The organism is Larkinella soli, assembly GCF_003703975.1.
Classification (GTDB): domain Bacteria; phylum Bacteroidota; class Bacteroidia; order Cytophagales; family Spirosomataceae; genus Larkinella; species Larkinella soli.
Map to the genome: position 1 here is coordinate 190,033 of NZ_QTJY01000009.1, position 17,781 is coordinate 207,813.

Sequence of the window (17,781 nt, forward strand, 5' to 3'; positions counted from 1 at the left end):
TGTACTATGCTCTTACCTGCCGAATACGCCCGTTATGAAAAACACCTGAATCTGCCGGAGATAGGGGTGGAAGGGCAACTGAAGCTGAAAAAGGCCCGTGTTCTGGTGGTGGGTGCGGGGGGGCTGGGCTGTCCCGTTCTTCTTTACCTGACGGCGGCCGGCGTCGGAACGATCGGCGTAATCGACCCCGATACGGTCAGTATCAGTAACCTGCAGCGGCAGGTACTCTACACGACCGAACAGGTGGGCAAACCCAAGGCAACCGTTGCCGTCAATTCCCTCAAAAAGATCAATCCGGAAATCCGGTTCAACGCCTACGCCTATGCGCTCGACCGTGCCAATGCCCGCACCATCCTCGAGGAATACGACCTGGTGGTCGACTGTACGGACAACTTCACCGTGCGGTATCTGGTCAACGACGTCTGCGTGATGCAGGAAAAACCGTTCATTTACGGAGCCATTCACCGTTTCGAAGGGCAGGTGGCGGTTCTGAACGCCGTCCTTTCGACCGACGACGGGGTGCGTCGCGGACCGACCTACCGCTGCCTGTTCCCGGAGTTTCCGAACCAGATGGAGATTCCGAACTGCGCCGAAACCGGCGTGCTGGGCGTGCTGCCGGGCGTCATCGGCACCTATCAGGCCAGCGAAACCATCAAGATGATTACCGGCATCGGACGGCCGCTGAACGAGGAGCTACTCATGGTGGACCTGCTGGCGATGTCGTTTCAGAAGATCAAAGTCCGTCGGCGGCTGGATGCCGAAGCGGCCGCGCAGCGGGGATGGGAAGAAGGAAACCGGGTGCCGGCCCCGCAGGAGACGCCCAAAAGCCTCACGGCCGTCGAACTGGCCGAGCGACTGGACCAGGGGGAGGAAATCTTCCTGCTCGACGTTCGGGAGCGGCCCGAATATAATATCTGCCACCTCGAAAACGCGGTGCTGATCCCGGTGAACATCATCGCCAACAACGTCAAACGCATTCCGACCGACCGGCCCGTGGTTGTCTACTGTCACCACGGCATCCGCAGCCAGTATGTCGTCGATTACCTTCAGAAAGAATTCGGCTTCAGCAACATCACCAATCTCCAGGGCGGCATTCATGCCTGGGCGCGCGATGTCCAGCCGGAGATGGAAGTATACTGATAAAAGTGTAGGGGTTGGGGAGTTTAGAGGTTTAGGAGTCGGCTTCGCACTGCAAAGCAACTCTCTAACGCCTAAACTCCTCAGCCCCTACACGTTTTGACCCCTACACTTCCTTCTCGACGGCAATGAAGTGCGTCAATTCTCCCTGCTGGCTCCAGATAGGGTCGATTTCGATGTTGCAAAGGTAGGGTTCGCCGTCTTTGCGGTAGTTGATGAGCTGCTCCCGGATCGGGCGGATGCGGTGTTTGTAGGCGGCTTCCTGCAACTCCTTCGATAGCCGGCGGATTGCTTCGGGGTTCGTATTCGGTCCCTGCAGAAAATAGGGGGTCTGCCCGATGGCCTCTTCCGGCCTGTAGCCGGTCATGGACAGAAAGCGGTGGCTGACCCAGAGAATGGATTTCTGGGTGTCCGTCACGATCAGCGTGTAGCCTTCTCCCAGCGCCTTGTCATAATCCCGGTGCAGACGCCAGTCAAAAATATGCGCCAGTTGGTGAAACAGGTCGACTTCCCGGCGGTGGTGACGAAACTGGGCCTGTTCCAGAAGCGTAATCTCCATCGAAGCCGTCGGGAACGGGCGGGCCGAAGAAAAAATATTCTTCAGATATTCCGCATAAGATTGAGTCATTTCCAAAGTGCCGCCCCTCCTCGGGCGCCACGCGTAAAAAGAGATCCGCAAAATATGAAAAATACGCCGAAAGTCGGCGTCTTCACTAAAAACGGGCGACTTTATTTTCCTTCGAGAACGACGCCCATCGTCCATCGAAAATCATTGTTTTTCCGGCCCGGCACCACCACGCTCTCGTAAGAGTTCTGGAGAGTGGTTCGTAAGCTGACGGTCGCCGTCATCTTAACCTGAAACGTCAGGTTTCCGTTCCAGCGAAGGTTACGCCGGTTCAGGGCCGGCTGCATGAAAACCGTGTGCGTCAGGCTGTAACGGCCCTGACTCCACTGATATTCGCCCAAAATCCGGGTCGAGTTACGAAGCACGTCAACATCAGCCACCTCCGCCGAATTGGTGATGAAATCCGTGTATTCATAGAGCAGCACGTTTGTCACCGACAGGTACACGTCCTTGCGGCTCAGCAGTTTGTAACCGACTCCGGCTCCGCCCGTAAACCGGTTCCGGATCTTCCGCAGGTTGCTTTTCTCGATCGACCCGAAGCCGAGGTAATAAAACCGGTTTTCGTGAAAGAGCGTCGTCCGGAAGTCGGTCAGGAATTCGCGTTCGTTGAGCTGCCGGTTCTGCCGGCCGTAGGCGAAGGTGGGGGTGCTGGCAAACCGGAAGAGCCGGCTGACGGCCCAGTCGAGGGATGCGCTCGTCTGAATCAGGGTCCGGTCGACGTTGCCGGCTGCGAAGGTGCCGTCGGCGGTCAGCTTGTAATGAAAGCCGGTCGGGTCGCTGGCGGCCACCGTATCCTCCGAGGCTTTCTTCTGATTCGTGCTGATCTTGTCGGCCCTGCCGGTATCGGCCGCGACCGTGTCGGCGGGTACGGCCCGCAGCAGACGATCGGGCGCCGGCAGGGGCGGGGCGGGTGGGTTCTGCGCGGCAGCGATCAGGGAAAAAATCAGACAAAGAAGAGGTCCGAACAGAAATTTCATCATAGAGAACAGCAGGTGGTCTGTCAACAATAACGGGTATTCGGCCCATTTCACATGATTTACTTATTAAAGCAACGGAATCGGGCGGTAGCATGGGGCAGAACCGGAATCCATCCTTATTTTTGGGGGGCGGCCGAACCGCCTGATTTTCCTAAACCAACAGTTGATGATCATGAACAAGAGATGTCTGAGCCTCTTGGCTGCGGCTTTATGCAGCCAGACCCTTGCCTTTGCCCAGTCGTGGCAGCCCGTCACGACGCAGAATGAATGCGAAAAACGGCACGAAAACGCGGCCGCGCTCATCGGCGACAGCCTTTACGCCATCGGCGGACGCGGCATCAAGCCTACCGAAGCGCTGAACCTGAAGACCCTGATGTGGCGTAAAATGCCGGCCCCCCCGGTGGAAATGAACCACTTCCAGGCCATCAACTACAATGACGAGATTTACGTAATGGGCGCCTTCGAGGGCAAATATCCCCACGAAACGCCGATTCCCAACATTTACATCTACAGCCCCCGGAAAGGCGAGTGGCGCAAAGGGCCGGAAATCCCGCAGGAAAAACGACGCGGCTCGGCCGGGGTGGTCGTCTACAACAACAGGATTTACATGGTCTGCGGCATCATCGACGGCCATTACGACGGCCACGTGGCCTGGCTTGATGAATACGACCCGAAAGCCGATACCTGGAAACGGCTGGCCGACGCGCCCCGCGTCCGCGACCACATCAGCGCGGCCGTCGTAGGCAATAAACTGTATCTGGCCGGCGGTCGGCGGTCGTCCGCGAAAACGAACCAGGTGCTGGAAACGACCATCGCCGAGGTCGACGTCTACGATTTCAAAACCGGCCGCTGGGAGACGCTGCCTTCCGAGAGCAACATCCCGACGAAGCGGGCGGGCGGAACGGCCGTGACCCTCGACAACAAGGTCTGGATCATCGGCGGAGAAAGCCCGCAGCTTCAGGCCCACAGCGAAGCCGAGATCCTCGACCCGAAAACCAACCGCTGGACCTCCGGCCCCAAAATGCAGCAGGGCCGTCACGGAACGCAGGCCGTAGTGTATAAAAAGAACATTTACATCGTAGCCGGATCGGCCAACCACGGCGGTGGTCCGGAGCTGAATACGGTGGAGGTGCTGAAATAAGTCGGCGTGATTCGGCGGGCAGTAATCAGAACCTGTATCTTTGCGGTCTGATTACTGCCTACTGATGAATTCATCCACGGATCGTTATGCCCAGCGGGGCGTGTCGGCGTCGAAAGAGGACGTCCACAACGCCATCGCCCACCTCGACAAGGGCCTTTTTCCGAAAGCCTTCTGCAAGATCGTCCCCGATACGCTGGCGGGCGACCCGGACTACTGCACCATCATGCACGCCGACGGCGCCGGCACCAAGTCGTCGCTGGCCTACCTGTACTGGAAGGAGACCGGCGACCTGTCGGTCTGGCGGGGCATCGCCCAGGACGCCGTCGTGATGAATACCGACGACCTGATCTGCGTCGGTGCCACCGGCCCGATGCTGCTTTCCTCCACCATCGGCCGCAATAAGAACCTGATCCCCGGCGAGGTCATCGCCGAAATCATCAACGGCACCGAAGAGGTGCTGGCGATGCTCCGCAGCCACGGCATCGAAATCTACAGCACCGGGGGCGAAACCGCCGACGTCGGCGATCTGGTCCGGACGGTCATCGTCGACAGTACGGTCATCGCCCGCATGCGCCGGGACCAGGTCATCAGCAACGACCGCATCCGGGCCGGCGACGTGGTGGTCGGGCTGGCTTCTTATGGCCGGGCGACTTACGAAAGCAGCTACAACGGCGGTATGGGCAGCAACGGCCTGACCTCGGCCCGGCATGACGTGCTGACGCACGGGCTGGCCGACACCTATCCCGAAAGCTTCGACCCGCAGGTGGACCGGAGTCTGATCTACAGCGGCTCCAGAAAGCTTACCGACCGGATCGACGTGGGGCCGGAAGAGCAGGTGACGGTCGGAGAACTGATCCTGTCGCCGACGCGCACCTACGCGCCCGTCGCCAAAGCGCTGCTGGACGAACTGCGGCCGCAGATTCACGGTATGGTGCATTGCAGCGGGGGAGCGCAGACGAAGGTGCTGCATTTCATCGAGAATCTGCACGTCGTGAAAAATAACCTGTTTCCGGTGCCGCCCCTCTTCCGGCTCATTCAGCAGGAAAGCGGGACCGGCTGGCAGGAGATGTACAAGGTCTTCAATATGGGCCACCGGCTGGAGGTCTACCTGCCTGAAGCGCAGGCCCAGCGGGTGATCGGGGTAGCGGCTTCGTTCGGGATCGAAGCGCAGGTGATCGGCCATGTCGAAGCTTTTGAGGGCAAGCGGGTTACCGTCGAAAGCGAAGCCGGAACGTTCGTCTATTGACCCCCGGTTTAAAAACCGGCGCTATTTCCGCCATATGGTATTGCACATCAGGGTAAAACCGGGCAGCAAAATCGACAAGCTGCTGGTCGACGCGGCCGGGCAGCTGAACGCCAAAATCAAAGCCCCCGCGCAGGAGGGGAAAGCCAATGCCTACCTCGTCGAGTTTCTGGCGCGGCAGTTCGGCCTGCCCAAATCCGCCGTCAAGCTCGTAGCCGGTTTCACGAATCCGCAGAAACGGCTGGAAATCGACGCGGACGAAGAAGAGATTTGCAAGGTGCTGCAAAACCTGTAGACCACCCCCCGGCCCCCTCCTTGGTAAGGAGGGGGAGTACTCCGCCATTTCCAGGCACTGCGGAGCAAAGCCCCTCCTTACCAAGGAGGGGTTGGGGGTGGTCAAACCCTTAACTCCCCAACTCTTTACCTCCTAAACTAAAGGTTCGGCCATCGTTTGGGCAGGCCGAGGTTGCGGGCGTAGGCACCGGGACCGCCGGAGTGGATGAAACCCAGCGCCCGGTTGACGTCGGTTTCAAATTCGATGAAATAGTCCGGGTCGAGCTTCGTCAGTTTCTTCAGAACGGCGTCGGCTTTTTTGGCGACAAAGGCACAGACGTGCTCGTTATGCCGGTTCAGTACGCGGAACAGGCTGGGCTGGGCGTCGAAAAAGGCGTTGAGCAGATAAAGGTTCAGTTCGATGTCGCCGTATTTATCCTTCGTGATCTTGACGTGATGCGTAACGGCCGTGCTGAGCGAGCGCATGGCCTTCAGCAGCCAGCCGTCCGGGTGCGAATAATGCCCGATGGCCGTTCCGGCAATCCGCTCTTTCACTTCCTTCCGCCGTTCCTCCGTCGTGGCTTCGTTCTCGATCAGGACGAACTGCAGCCGCTCGACGAGGTCGCGGTCTTTGGCCACCAGCCGCAGCAGCAATTTGTCTTTTTCGCCCGCAGGCAGTTTCAGTATTTCCTTTTTAAGCTCTTTGTCGATCGCCACGGGTTTCCTGATATTTCCCAATTTTTGGCAAATTAGGAAATATTAGGAAACCCGCCGAAAGGCGACGATGGCGTTGTGGCCGCCGAAGCCGAACGTGTTGCTCATCACCACGTCGACGGGCTTCTGCACGGCCACGTTCGGCGTCAGATTCAGGCCGGGCGATACGCGCTCGTCGCGCTGGTGGAAGTTGATGGTCGGCGGAATGGTGTTGTGCTGAATGGCCAGAATCCCGGCGACGGCCTCGATGGCGCCGGCCGCGCCGAGCAGGTGGCCCGTCATCGACTTGGTGGCGCTGATGTGCAGCCGTTCCGGGTTTTCACCGAATACCCTCTGAATGGCCTGGGCTTCGCTCAGGTCACCGATACCGGTCGAGGTGGCATGAACGTTCAGGTAGTCGACCTCTTCCGGTTTCAGGCCGGCTTCGCGCAGAACTTCCGTCATGGCCAGCCGGGCGCCCAGCCCTTCCGGGTGGGTGGCGGTCATGTGGTAGGCGTCGGCCGTGGCACCGGTGCCGACCAGTTCGGCGTAGATTTTAGCGCCCCGGGCTCTGGCGTGCTCGTATTCTTCCAGCACCAGGGCCGCAGCCCCCTCGCCCAGCACGAAACCGTCGCGGTCGGCGTCGAACGGGCGCGAAGCCGTGGCCGGGTCGTCGTTGCGTTCCGAGAGGGCCTTCATGGAACTGAAACCGCCCACGGCTACCTCCGTCACGACGGCTTCCGAGCCGCCGGCGACGATGGCCTCCGCCTTCCCCAGACGGATGTAATTGAAGGCGTCGATGAGGGCGTGGGTGGCCGATGCGCAGGCCGAAACCGGAGCGAAATTGACCCCCCGGAAGCCATACCGCATGGAGATGAGACCGGAGGCCATATTGGCGATCATCTTCGTGATAAAGAACGGGTTGAAGCGTGGATTACGGCCGCCGTTCGCGTAGGCGACTACTTCCTCCTGAAAACTGTACATCCCGCCGATGCCCGACGCCCAGATGACGCCGACCCGGTTCTGATCCACCTTGTCGACGGTCAGGCCGGCGTCGCGGACGGCTTCGTCGGCCACGACCAGCGCATACTGGCTGTATTCATCCATTTTGCGGGCCTCCTTTTTGTCGAGAAACTGAAGCGGGTCGAAGTTTTTGACCTCGCAGGCGAATTTGGTCTTGAAAAGGGTGGTATCGAATTTGGTGATCGGGGCGGCCCCGCTGCGGCCGGCCACCAGACCGTTCCAGTATTCTTCTACGGTATTTCCGATGGGCGTCAGTGCTCCCATGCCGGTAACGACGACTCGTTTCAGTTGCATACGTCTGGACGGAAGGGTGATCCGCCGTTTAAAGGGATTGTGGTTGGTAAATTCAAATCAGGACCCGGACGGCCCGGGTTCCCGCCCGTTCCGGAGCCGTTCCAGCGCGCGGTCACGGCAATCCTGCATCAGGTATTCGTGGCCGCCGAGCCGGACCAGCATGATGGAACCTTCAATTTCGATCGCCAGATGCTCGGCCAGCCGGAAGGCCTTTTCCGCCGGAAAAACACTTTCATAGATATGCCCGACCGCCCGCGTAAAATTGGTAAAGTGCTGTTGCAAAGGCTCTTTGAATTCGGTCGTAACCAGAGAGGTTTCCAGAACCGTGTTGCCCATCAGACAGCCTCCCTCCGACGTCATGACCCCCCGGAAAAGCCGGTCGAGCAGTTGCCCGAGACGCTCCTCCGGAGAAAGCGATTCCTCGTAGGCGACGGCGAAAACGTGTTTTTCGTTGAAGTCGTTGACATACCGCAGCACCTCCTTCATCAGCACCTCCTTGCTGCTGAAATAGTGATAGAAGCTGCCTTTGAGCAAGCCGCAGGCCCGCGCCAGATCATCCATCGTGGTCCGATGATAGCCCTGGCGTTTGAAGACCCGCATGGCTTTCTGCAGGATTTCCTCCCGGGTTACTTTCTGTACGGGCATCGCTCACCTCCTTTCGCAGCAAGTTTACCAAACGTTTGTTTGATAACCAAATTCTTCTTTTCCAACGGTCGGAATTTAATGAAGGCAACTGCATTATCTTTGCGCCATGACTTTGCAAAATGACCTTCTGCTGCGGACGGCCCGTGGCGAAATTGTAGAGCGGGTTCCGGTCTGGCTCATGCGGCAGGCCGGCCGTATTCTTCCCGAGTACCGCGCCGTTCGTGAAAAGGCCGGCAGTTTCATCAGGCTGGCGACCACTCCCGAGTGGGCCGCCGAAGTAACCATCCAGCCTGTCGATCTTCTGGGTGTCGATGCCGCCATCATCTTTTCGGATATTCTGGTCGTCCCGGAAGCGATGGGCCTGCCCTACGAGATGATCGAGCAGCGGGGCCCGGTTTTCCCGAACACCGTCCGGACGAAGGAAGACATCGACCGGCTGAAGGTGTCGGATGCCGAGAGTGACCTGGCCTATGTGCTGGAAGCGATAAAAATCGTGAAACGGGAGCTGAACGGGCGGGTGCCGCTGCTCGGTTTTGCGGGGGCGCCGTTCACCATCTTCTGTTACATGACCGAGGGCCGGGGTTCCAAGACCTTTTCCGTCGCCAAGAAACTGCTGTACACCGACCCGCAATTTTCGCACGCGCTGCTTCAGAAAATCACCGACAGCACCATCGGCTACCTGAAGGCCCAGATCCGGGCGGGGGCCGACCTCGTGCAGATTTTCGATTCCTGGGCCGGTATTCTCTCCCCCGAACAATACCAGACTTTCTCGCTGCCCTATATCCGCCAGATCTGCGACGCCGTCACGGAGGCTCCGGTGACGGTTTTTGCCAAGGGCGCCTTCTTTGCCCGTCAGGAGATCGGGAAACTCAACTGCCAGGTGGTGGGGCTGGACTGGAACATGGATGCCGCCGAATCCCGGCACCTGATTCCGGACAAAACGCTCCAGGGCAACCTCGACCCCTGCGTCCTGTACGCGGATTTCGATCAGATTCGGGCGGAGGTGAAGAAAATGATTCGGGGGTTCGGTACCCAGCGGTACATCGCCAACCTGGGGCACGGGGTTTATCCGGATACCGATCCGGAAAAAGTGAAATGCTTTATTGAAACGGTAAAGGAGTATTCATCCTAACCATCGGCCGGTTTGAACGCGTTCCGGAATGCTCAGTTGCTGTGGCTTGGCTGCCTTTCCCTGCTGACCCTGTTCGGCAGCGGCTGTACGCGTTTCTACAGCCGCCGGAGCATTCAGGAACTGGACCACGTCTTCACGGTCAACGGCCGTCAGTCTCTGTATTATTCCCATCGCACCAAACCGGCGGGCGTCCTGACCAAACGGTTGGGGAAGCCGGCAAGCGGGGTGTTGTACGTCCAGAACGATACGCTTTTCGTCGAGTTCGTCAAAACCTCGCTGCCCCCGTCGGACGGCAATCCGGCCACCATCGACGTGTCGGATTCTTCGCTGGTCTTTTTTGCCAACCCCAAGGTCAAACCCGTTCAGGTCGATGAGAAAAGCCCCTGGTTTCAGTACCACTTCACCTCCTTCGACACCGACATCATCACGGTTCCCTTCAAATACCGCTTCGGGCAGATGGGGCAGTCGGGTGAGCTGATCACCAGCGCCAATGCGGCCGTTTATCTGGGGTTTCGCTACGACCAGGGTTTTCAGCGGAACGTCTTCTATCACCGCCGGCAGCGGTCGGAGGTGCGGTCGTTCAGCATCGGCACGGGCGGTTTTCTCGGCGTGACGGCCTCCCAGGTCCGGCCTTTCACCACCGCCGGCCGGTACCTGGACGAATACGAGGGAGCCTGCCTCAGCTATGGTGTGGCGGCCATCTTCGGTTACCGGGCCATCACGGTGGGTCTGGCCCTGGGTTATGATTATCTGATGGATAAAAACCGGGCGGTCTGGATTTATCAGAACAAACCCTGGCTGGGCATCACCGTCGGGCTGAACCTGAACTAAAACTACCGCCGGATGGCATTGTCGTCGTACTTTTCCATGATCGTCTCCGGTTTCGTCAGCTCCGTAAAGCCGAACTGGCGGTAGAGGCCGTGGGCGTCGCGGGTGGCCAGGAGCCAGCGCCGGATGGTTTGCAGCTCCGGGTGTTCCATGATGGTCGCCATGAGCCACTTGGACAGCCCTTTCCCGCGGTATTCTTCCAGCACGAACACGTTGCCGAGGTAGGCGAAGGAGGTGTAGTTGGTCAGCACCTGCGCGTAGCCGATCTGGGCGTCGCCGTGATACAGCCCGAAGTGGAGGGTCGAGTGCTCCATCTGTTTCCGGAGCGTTTCCCGGCTGATGCCGTTGGCCCAGTAGGAGCGGTTCGCCAGAAAATCATACACCACCTCGAACTGGATGCGGGCCGGATCGGTCGAGATCAGGTAATCGTCTTGTCGGAATTCCATGGCGGTAAAGCTACGTCAGGTGTTCTTTTTCCGCTTCGGCCCGCAGTCGCTTTTTATCGATCGGAACCACGCCCACCGACTCGCAGACCAGGCCCCCGCCGAGGTTGGAAAGGCCGGCGATGAGCCGGGGCGGCAGGTTCAGCGCCACGCAGCAGGCCGCAATGCTGATGACCGTATCGCCCGCGCCCGAGACGTCGGCGATCTGCCGGATATGGGCCGGAAGCCGGTGTTTCTCAGCCCGGTAGTCGATATATACTCCCCGCTCCGAGAGGGTGATCAGGGCACCGCCGATGCTCAGGTGGTTTTTCAGCTGCTCGACGGCGGCTTCGAACTCGGCCCGGTTATCGACGTTGAAATCGAGTTTCAGCCCTTCCCGCAGTTCCTTCAGGTTCGGCTTGAAGAGCGTTGTGCGGTGGTAGGCCAGGAAGTTGCGTTTTTTCGGGTCGACCACCGTCGGCACGTTCCGTTCGTTGGCGAAGACCGTCAGTTCGGCGATGGTTTCGGGGCTGAGAACCCCCTTGTCGTAATCCTGAAAAATAATCACCTGACAGGTGGGAATCAGCTCTTTGGCTTTTTCGATCAGACGGTTTCGTTCTTCTTCATTGATGAGCCGGTCGGTTTCCGTATCGACCCGGACCACCTGCTGCGAACCGGCGATGATCCGTTCCTTGATGGTGGTGATGCGGGTGTCGCTCCGGATCAGCCCCTCGCAGTTGAGGCCCCGGTCGCAGAGCTGGTTCTCCAGCCGGTCGCCGGGCTCGTCGGTGCCGATGACCGAACAGAGGATTGCTTCCGCCCCGAGAGACTGCACGTTGAGCAGCACGTTGCCGGCCCCGCCCAGCCGCAGTTCCCGTTTCTGAACGGAGACGACCGGCACGGGCGCTTCGGGCGAAATCCGCTCGACCCGGCCCCAGACGTAGGAGTCGAGCATGACGTCGCCCACGATCAGCACCCGGAGGGAGTCGAACGCTTCAAAAATTTCATCCAGGGTCATCTTCCGGACGGGCGTGGTGGAATTCGGGGTACTCATACCGATGGTTTATTTCAGAACGGGCCGGACTTGTTCGGCCCAGATGGCATACCCTTTCGGGGTCATGTGCAGGCTGTCGGCCCGGAACAGATCGCCCATGGGTTGACCGTTCGCTCCGAGCATGGGCTTGTAAATATCCACATACGTCGTGTTGGGCTGCCCGGCCAGAAACTCTTTGATCAGTCGGTTGCCTTCCTGAACGATGGGCTGGTATTTCCGTCGCGACGGGCTGGGTTTCATCGAGATAAAAACAATCGAGGTCTGCGGAAGCGGTTTCCGGATGAGGTTGAACAGCGTCACGAAACGGTCATAGACGTCTTTGGCCGTTACGGTGCCCGTCGCTATGTCGTTTTCACCCGCATAGAGCACGACCTGCGACGGCTGGTAGGGCAGGATGATCCGGTCGGCGAAGCGGATGACGTCGTTCAGTCCCGAGCCGCCGAAACCCCGCTGGACGATGGTTTTCCCCGGAAAATACGATTCGATGTTCTCCCAGAGCCGGATCGACGAACTGCCGGTAAACACCACCGCGCCCTTCGGCGGGGGCGACGTCCGGTCTTTTTCCTCAAAGGCCCGGATTTCGTTCTCGAACGGAACGGCCTGCTGGGCCAGGGAAGCCAGTCGGAATACAAACGTCAGAAAAAGAAGCAGGGAAAACCGTTTCATGCTGATTCAGGAGTTAGGGTTAATACGGAAAATAAGGGTTACAGAAACTGCACGACGGACTCCAGGCCCATGCCGCGGGAGCCTTTGATCAGGATGGCGGTGTCCTGGAAGGGATGGTCCATGATCCAGTTGTGCAGCGAAAACTTGTCGGGGAAATAGTACGCCTTCGGCAGCGCGGTCAGGGCGTATTTCATGTCCTGGCCGGCCAGAATCACGGTGTCGAAGTCGCCCTCTGCGACCAGTGCGCCCAGAGCCGCGTGTTCGGCCGGGCTTTCCTCGCCCAGTTCGTACATATCCCCCAGAATGACCACCTTCTTCGGCGCTTCCAGCCTCATGAAGTTCCGGACGGCCGCGGCCATCGAACTGGGATTGGCATTGTAGGCGTCCATCAGAATGGTGTTGCTGCCCTTCCGGATCACCTGCGAGCGGTTGTTGGTCGGGTTGTAGGCGGCCACGGCCTCGTTGGCGTCCCCGGCCGGAACCCCGAAATACTTGCCGATGCAGAGGGCCGTCGCGATGTTGTCGAAGTTATACCGCCCGGAGAGGTGCGTGGTTACTTCGTTGCCGGCCTCATCCCGGTAGGCGATAACCGGACTTTCGCCCAGGATTTCGTACTGATCCTTAATCTGATAGAAGATGGCTTCCCGGAAAAGCCGTTCGCCGTACATCTCCATCAGGGCGGTCTCCTGGGCATTGACGAACACCGTTCCGCCGGTCCGGGCCAGAAAGTCGTACAGTTCGCCCTTGCCCTTCCGGACGCCCTCGATCCCGCCGAAGCCTTCCAGATGCGCCTTGCCGATGTTGGTGATGAGCCCGTGGGTGGGTTGAGCGATGGAACTGAGCAGTCGGATCTCGCCCTGGTGGTTGGCTCCCATCTCCACCACCGCCACCTCGTAGCGGTCGTCGAGGGCCAGCAGCGTCAGCGGCACGCCGATGTGATTGTTGAGGTTACCCTGGGTAGCATAGGTCCGGAATTTTCGGGACAGCACGGCCGCGATCAGCTCCTTCGTGGTGGTTTTTCCGTTCGAGCCCGTCAGCCCGATGACCGGGATGGTCAGCGTCTGCCGGTGGTGCCGGGCCAGTTCCTGCAGGGCGGTCAGGCCGTCGTCGACGAGCAGAAAGCGGCTGTCGGTCGCCAGCTCCGGATCGTCGACCACGGCATACCGGGCACCGGCGGCCAGCGCGTCCCGGGCAAATAAATTTCCGTCAAACTTATCTCCCTTCAGTGCAACAAACAGACAACCTTCGGTAATTTTACGGGTATCCGTCGAAACGCCCGCGCATTCGCGGTACCGGTCATATAATTCAGGGATGGAAATAACCATTTTCCGGGAGCGGGTAAACCAACGTTAAGATTCTGTTCGTTATCAGTCTACCACCCCCCGGCCCCCTCCTTGGCAAGGAGGGGGAGTGCGCTGCCAGATTCAAACCCTGCGAAGCCACCCCCTCCTTAGTAAGGAGGGGGCCGGGGGGTGGTTAGCCGGTCAAAGTTACATGAAAAAGCTGTTTACCGTAGTTTGTTTTCTGATTCTTCACAAGCTCCAGGCGCAGTCCGGGGGCGGTGCGTTCTCGTTCCGCTACGATACCGGGCCGGTGGTCCGGGTCAACGGCAGGGTGCTGAACAACCCCTGGGCCGGCGGCATCAACGGCGCGCAGTATTCCACGATTCATCTCAATACCGATCCGGTCGAGGACCTGGTTATCTACGACCGGCAGACCAGCCGCATCCTGACGTTTCTGGCTGAGAAGCAGGCCGACGGAACCTTTCTCTGGCGGTACACCCCCCAGTATGAAGAACAGTTTCCGCCCATTACGCTGGGTACCTGGATGCTGCTGGTGGACTACGACCACGATGGTAAAAAAGATCTGTTCTCGCACACCAACGGCGGCCTCCGGATCATGCAGAACACCTCGTCCAACGGTCGGCTTTCCTGGAAAACCATCGCCGACCCGGTTTATCACGAAGGGCTGTCCGGCACGCTGAACCTCTACATCAGTTCGACCGACGTGCCGGCCATTCTGGATGTCGACGACGACGGCGACATCGACATCCTTTCCTACGACATCAACGGCAGCACCGCCAACCTGTTCCAGAACATGAGCGTGGAACGGAAGAAAGACCCGAATGGGCTGGACTTCAAGCGCATCGGCTTCTGCTGGGGGAATTTTAAAAGCAACGACGACTGCAACGACTTCACCTTCGGTCTCGACTGCGTCTACGTCGGGAACGGCGCAGAGGGCGATCCGTCCGGCGCCCGCGTGATGCACAACGGCAACTCCATGCTGCTGATCGACCTCGACGGTGACGGCAAGCGCGACCTGCTGACGGCCCACGTCACCTGCCCGAACGTCTCCCAGCTCAACAATGTGGGCGAGAACGGCGCGGGCGCCCGGTTCGCGGGGGTGCTGACCCGGTTTCCAGCCGGCAATGCCATTCAGTTTGAAATTTTCCCCGCCCTGTATTCCGAAGACCTGGATTTCGACGGGGTAAAAGATCTGGTGGCCTCGGTCAATACCTACGCCAACGACGGCAACCTGATCGACTTCAAGGCGTCCAACTGGTTCTATAAGAACAAAGGGACGAACAAACGGCCCGACTTTCAATATGTTACCAAAAGCTTTCTGCAGGAAGACATGATCGACTTCGGCGAGGCTGCGGCTCCCGTGCTGGCCGATCTCGACGGCGACGGCGACCTGGACCTGCTGGTCGGCAACGCCGGCACCCGCGACGGCCGCGGCTTCCGGGCGCGGCTGGCCCAGTTCGAAAACGTCGGCAGCCGGACGAAAGCGGAGTTCGAACTGAAAACCGACGACTACCTGAATCTGGAGCGTCTGCAACTAATTAACCTGAAGCCCGCCGTCGCCGACATCGACGGCAACGGCAGCCCCGACCTGGTGTTTACCGGCGTCTCGACCAGCCGGACCGCCGAAATCCGTTACCTGCTCAATACCGCCCCGCGCGGCACCGCCTTTCAGCTCGACGGCAACAACATCCGGCAGCTGCCGACCCCGGACCGGTTCGGGATCACCGACGTGCCGACCTGGTACGATGTGGACCGCGACGGCCGCAGCGATCTGCTGATCGGCAAGCAGAACGGATCGATCGAATACCACCGGAATACCGGCACGGCGGCCGCTCCCAAATACGAGCTGCAGGAGCAGAACTACGGCCGTCTTTACGTCCAGCCCGGCGCCAACAGCCCGTCGCTGGCCGTGGTGGACTTCAACGGCGATCTGCAGCCTGAACTGCTGACCGGCACCCGCGACGGGTTTCTCAAACTCTACCAGTTGCCCGAGCAGCCCGGGAGTCCGATGCAGTTGCTCGATTCCACGCTGGTGATCAACGAGCTGACCCAAACCTCCGACCGGGCAACTCCGGGCGGAAACCTGCTGCTGACGGCCGGCGACCTGAACGGCGACGGCCTGGCCGAACTGTTGGCCGGAACCACCGCCGGGGGCGTCCGTTTCCTGCGCAATACCTCCACCAAAGTAGTCGTCACGGGCATCGACGACGAGGTTCGGAACCCCTGGGCCTATCCGAATCCGACGGACCGTTTCCTGCGGATTTATGCCCCGGAAAACGGCGTGGTGGATGTGCTGAATGGAAAAGGCCAGCCAGTGACGCCCCGGCTCTCGGTGAAAGCCTACACCGAAGCGACGCTCGACCTGGGAACCCTGCCGCAAGGGATCTATCTGGTCCGGCTGATGCGGGACGGGCGCGCCGTCATGACCCGGAAGGTGGTGCTGACGAAATGAAAAGCCGCCGATAAAGCGGCTCTACCGTTGCCTTAATTCCTCTGAGGGGAACTTGCGCTTGCCGTTTTATTGATTAATTTCGGGAAATAATTAATTATTTCCGGGAGAATCGCTGAGTGAGCGGTACCGGAAGGAAGCGAGGTCCACGGTGAAGAGCGATACCCAACTGTCTGATTTTGAAATGTGGGAAGACTTCCGGCAGGGAGACAGGGGAGCGTTTTCCACCATGTATGAAAAGTACGCCGGGGTGCTGTACAACTACGGCTACAAGATCGCCCAGGACCGCCAGCTGACTGAAGACTGCATCCAGGACGTTTTCGTGACGCTCCTCGAATACCGCCAACGCCTGGCCCCGACCGATTCCATTAAATTTTACCTCTTCAAGGCCCTCCGGCGCGAGATCCTCCGGAAACTCCGCCAGCAGAACCGCTTTGCCTCCGAAGATGAAATCGATTTCCGGGCCACCTTCGTGTATGAAGACTCCTGGCTCGACGGCCAGCTTTCCCGCGAACGGGTCGGGGAACTCCTGCAGGCCCTCAATCAGCTGCCCGCCCGCCAGAAGGAAGCTATTTTCCTTAAGTATTTCGACGGGCTGAGCTACGCCGAGGTGGCCGGCGTCATGGGCATCGAGCCGTCTTCCGCATACAAGATCATCTACAAAGCCCTCGACAAACTCCAGAAGCTGCTGACCTTCCAGCTGGTGCTCCTGCTCCTTTCCGGGCGTATCGGGTAAAAAATTTTCATTTCGAAGGGATAATTTCGTAACCGTTTTCCATTTGGTGTAAAGTTCCAAGAGAAAATTGCACTGTATGGGTTCTTCAGTTCCTGACTACAGCCGGTATACGCCCGAACATTTTCTGTTCGACGAGGCCTTCCGCCGATGGGTGCTGAACCCCGATCCGGAGGCTAACGCTTTCTGGACCGGTATTCTCCGGCAGCACCCTCACCTGTCGCCGGTCATGGAAGAAGCGCGCCGGCTGGTTCCGGGCCTGCGGGTCCGGACCGACGAGCTCGCCGAAGCAAGCCGGAAGCGCATCTGGGATCAGCTCGATCAACGGTTCGACCAGCTGGCGGAGCCGCTCCCGCTGCGCCGGTTCGGCTGGTGGAATCCCCGTTTTGCCGCAGCGGCTGCGGTCCTGGCTCTCCTGATCACCGTCGGCTGGTGGTATCTGCGCCCGCCGGCCCGCCAGGAAGTCCGGACCGGTTTCGGCCGGACGCTGACCGTCCGTCTGCCCGACGGCTCCGAGGTGAAACTGAACGGCAACTCGGCCCTGACCTACGAAGCCGACTGGTCCGAAGGCCGGCCCCGGGAGGTCTGGCTGTCGGGCGAAGGCTTTTTCCGGGTCACGAAACAGCAGAACCCGGCCGGGAAGATCAAATTCATTACCCATACGCCGGGAATGGACATCACCGTGCTGGGAACGCAGTTCAACGTCAACACCCGGCGCGGCACTACCGCCGTAACGTTGATCGAGGGGAAGATTCAGCTCACCGACCGCCGGAGCCGGCAGACCCGCGTCTTCGAACTGCATCCCGGTCAGCGGGCCATGCGCCGGACCGAAACCGCCCCGCTGGACGTGCAGACCGTTCGAACCGAGATCCACGACGCCTGGACCCGCGACCAGTTCGTATTTGAGAACACGCCCCTTCGCGACATTGCGGACATGCTCTTCGACACCTACGGTCTGGAGATTACGTTCCCCGACGACCTGCCGGCCGACAAACGATTTACGGCCAACCTTTCGCGACAGAACGTCGAAACCCTGCTGACGGTCATTGCCGAAACCTACCAGCTCGACACCGAGCGGACGGGGAACCGGGTGGTTTTCCGCCGGCGGCATCTGCCTGATTAATTCTACATCATTCTTAACG

General features: G+C 59.5%; 18 protein-coding genes. 9 read left to right on the forward strand and 9 right to left on the reverse strand.

The genetic code is table 11. The annotated features are described in order from the left end of the window. Nucleotides 1-6: 6 nt before the first annotated feature. Nucleotides 7-1,140 carry a molybdopterin-synthase adenylyltransferase MoeB gene (gene moeB / locus DX909_RS17150; RefSeq protein WP_128546417.1) on the forward strand — a complete coding sequence of 378 codons (1,134 nt, stop codon included), beginning with the start codon at nt 7-9 and terminating at the stop codon, nt 1,138-1,140. A 103-nt stretch (nt 1,141-1,243) separates the two neighbouring features. On the opposite strand, the gene DX909_RS17155 is transcribed toward moeB, so the two are convergent. Both DX909_RS17155 and DX909_RS17160 read right to left on the reverse strand, forming a co-directional pair. Further along, nucleotides 1,244-1,765 carry a PAS domain-containing protein gene (locus tag DX909_RS17155; RefSeq protein WP_128546418.1) on the reverse strand — a complete coding sequence of 174 codons (522 nt, stop codon included), beginning with the start codon at nt 1,763-1,765 and terminating at the stop codon, nt 1,244-1,246. A 101-nt stretch (nt 1,766-1,866) separates the two neighbouring features. Continuing rightward, nucleotides 1,867-2,742 carry a DUF481 domain-containing protein gene (locus DX909_RS17160; RefSeq protein ID WP_229311083.1) on the reverse strand — a complete coding sequence of 292 codons (876 nt, stop codon included), beginning with the start codon at nt 2,740-2,742 and terminating at the stop codon, nt 1,867-1,869. Nucleotides 2,743-2,911: 169 nt separating this feature from the next. Between DX909_RS17160 and DX909_RS17165 the strand changes: the two genes are divergently transcribed. From DX909_RS17165 to DX909_RS17175, 3 genes are all read left to right on the forward strand, one after another. Further along, complete coding sequence (locus DX909_RS17165) at nt 2,912-3,880, forward strand: Kelch repeat-containing protein (RefSeq protein WP_128546419.1); 969 nt, start codon at nt 2,912-2,914, stop codon at nt 3,878-3,880. A gap of 64 nt (nt 3,881-3,944) precedes the next feature. Next, complete coding sequence (locus tag DX909_RS17170) at nt 3,945-5,126, forward strand: AIR synthase related protein (protein WP_128546420.1); 1,182 nt, start codon at nt 3,945-3,947, stop codon at nt 5,124-5,126. Between the two features lie 34 nt (nt 5,127-5,160). Further along, complete coding sequence (locus DX909_RS17175; protein ID WP_128546421.1) at nt 5,161-5,418, forward strand: DUF167 domain-containing protein; 258 nt, start codon at nt 5,161-5,163, stop codon at nt 5,416-5,418. A gap of 137 nt (nt 5,419-5,555) precedes the next feature. On the opposite strand, the gene DX909_RS17180 is transcribed toward DX909_RS17175, so the two are convergent. The 3 genes from DX909_RS17180 to DX909_RS17190 are packed head-to-tail and all read right to left on the reverse strand — an operon-like array spanning nt 5,556 to nt 8,051. Next, nucleotides 5,556-6,113: a hypothetical protein gene (locus DX909_RS17180; protein ID WP_229311084.1), complete on the reverse strand. Its 558-nt coding sequence runs from the start codon at nt 6,111-6,113 to the stop codon at nt 5,556-5,558. Nucleotides 6,114-6,155: 42 nt separating this feature from the next. Further along, nucleotides 6,156-7,406, reverse strand: coding sequence for a beta-ketoacyl-ACP synthase II (fabF, locus tag DX909_RS17185; protein WP_128546423.1), 1,251 nt, complete (start codon nt 7,404-7,406; stop codon nt 6,156-6,158). Between the two features lie 57 nt (nt 7,407-7,463). Further along, nucleotides 7,464-8,051, reverse strand: coding sequence for a TetR/AcrR family transcriptional regulator (locus DX909_RS17190; protein ID WP_128546424.1), 588 nt, complete (start codon nt 8,049-8,051; stop codon nt 7,464-7,466). A 106-nt stretch (nt 8,052-8,157) separates the two neighbouring features. Between DX909_RS17190 and hemE the strand changes: the two genes are divergently transcribed. Both hemE and DX909_RS17200 read left to right on the forward strand, forming a co-directional pair. Next, nucleotides 8,158-9,183: a uroporphyrinogen decarboxylase gene (gene hemE / locus DX909_RS17195; RefSeq protein WP_128546425.1), complete on the forward strand. Its 1,026-nt coding sequence runs from the start codon at nt 8,158-8,160 to the stop codon at nt 9,181-9,183. A 12-nt stretch (nt 9,184-9,195) separates the two neighbouring features. Continuing rightward, the gene (locus DX909_RS17200; protein ID WP_128546426.1) at nt 9,196-10,014 is read left to right on the forward strand and encodes a hypothetical protein; all 819 of its coding nucleotides are present in this window, start codon (nt 9,196-9,198) and stop codon (nt 10,012-10,014) included. Between the two features lie 2 nt (nt 10,015-10,016). Here DX909_RS17200 and DX909_RS17205 read toward each other — a convergent pair whose 3' ends face one another. Genes DX909_RS17205 through DX909_RS17220 form a run of 4 tightly spaced genes read right to left on the reverse strand, consistent with a single transcriptional unit; the run spans nt 10,017 to nt 13,478 of the window. Next, the gene (locus tag DX909_RS17205) at nt 10,017-10,457 is read right to left on the reverse strand and encodes a GNAT family N-acetyltransferase (RefSeq protein WP_128546427.1); all 441 of its coding nucleotides are present in this window, start codon (nt 10,455-10,457) and stop codon (nt 10,017-10,019) included. Nucleotides 10,458-10,467: 10 nt separating this feature from the next. Next, on the reverse strand, nt 10,468-11,451 hold the full coding sequence (locus DX909_RS17210) for a bifunctional heptose 7-phosphate kinase/heptose 1-phosphate adenyltransferase (protein ID WP_128546490.1): 984 nt from the start codon (nt 11,449-11,451) through the stop codon (nt 10,468-10,470). Between the two features lie 45 nt (nt 11,452-11,496). Further along, nucleotides 11,497-12,153 (reverse strand): GDSL-type esterase/lipase family protein, encoded by a 657-nt coding sequence (locus DX909_RS17215; RefSeq protein WP_128546428.1) that lies wholly within the window; start codon nt 12,151-12,153, stop codon nt 11,497-11,499. Between the two features lie 38 nt (nt 12,154-12,191). Then, a complete protein-coding gene (locus DX909_RS17220; RefSeq protein WP_128546429.1) occupies nt 12,192-13,478 on the reverse strand; it encodes a UDP-N-acetylmuramoyl-tripeptide--D-alanyl-D-alanine ligase in 1,287 nt (428 codons plus the stop codon). 169 nt (nt 13,479-13,647) lie between these two features. On the opposite strand from DX909_RS17220, the gene DX909_RS17225 reads away from it, so the two are divergent. From DX909_RS17225 to DX909_RS17235, 3 genes are all read left to right on the forward strand, one after another. Continuing rightward, nucleotides 13,648-15,909 (forward strand): T9SS type A sorting domain-containing protein, encoded by a 2,262-nt coding sequence (locus DX909_RS17225; protein ID WP_128546430.1) that lies wholly within the window; start codon nt 13,648-13,650, stop codon nt 15,907-15,909. A gap of 181 nt (nt 15,910-16,090) precedes the next feature. Continuing rightward, nucleotides 16,091-16,642: an RNA polymerase sigma factor gene (locus DX909_RS17230; protein WP_128546431.1), complete on the forward strand. Its 552-nt coding sequence runs from the start codon at nt 16,091-16,093 to the stop codon at nt 16,640-16,642. 76 nt (nt 16,643-16,718) lie between these two features. After that, the gene (locus DX909_RS17235; RefSeq protein ID WP_128546432.1) at nt 16,719-17,762 is read left to right on the forward strand and encodes a FecR family protein; all 1,044 of its coding nucleotides are present in this window, start codon (nt 16,719-16,721) and stop codon (nt 17,760-17,762) included. Nucleotides 17,763-17,781: the final 19 nt, after the last annotated feature.